At 68.3% G+C, this 463-nt stretch carries 1 protein-coding gene; it reads right to left on the bottom strand.

The genetic code is table 11. The features are described 5' to 3' along the window. The coding region (locus tag JWG43_RS20785) for a DUF948 domain-containing protein (protein WP_205244329.1) at window positions 1-369 on the bottom strand (369 nt) is incomplete at its 3' end. Window positions 370-463: the final 94 nt, after the last annotated feature.

Raw genomic sequence — 463 nt, 5'->3', positions numbered from 1 at the left:
GTCCTTCCGGGTGCCGCGGACCTTCGAGGCGGCCTGGCCGAAGGCCTTGCGCACCCCGTAGGAGAAGGCGGCGACCTTGACGACAGGAGCGCCGAAGGCTGCCGCGTACAGGCCCGTGAGCGCTGAGACGTTCTGGCTGACCTCAGCCGCCGACGTGGTGATGGTGTCGACCTTGACCAGCTGGGAGTTGGCGCTCGCGACGGTCTGCGCAGACTCGTCGAGGATCGGGACCGAGTGCGCGGTCAGGTCCTTGATGCTCTCGGTCGTGGTGTCGAAGACCTTGCCGAGCTTGACGAGCGGGACGGCGAGCAGCCCGACGAGAGCGACGAACGCGACGGCCGCGATGAGTCCTGCGATGTCACCGATCACTGAGTACTCCTGCACTGTTCTCCGGGCCGCTCCGGACCCGGGACGAAGACGACCAGGGGCCCTGCCCCCACCCGCCTGTTGGCTGGTGCGACCT

Source organism: Desulfobulbus alkaliphilus (genome assembly GCF_016918545.1).
Lineage (GTDB): Bacteria > Desulfobacterota > Desulfobulbia > Desulfobulbales > Desulfobulbaceae > Desulfobulbus > Desulfobulbus alkaliphilus.
The sequence above is the reverse complement of the archived record's forward strand: the minus strand, read 5'-3'. Positions and strand labels throughout refer to the sequence as shown.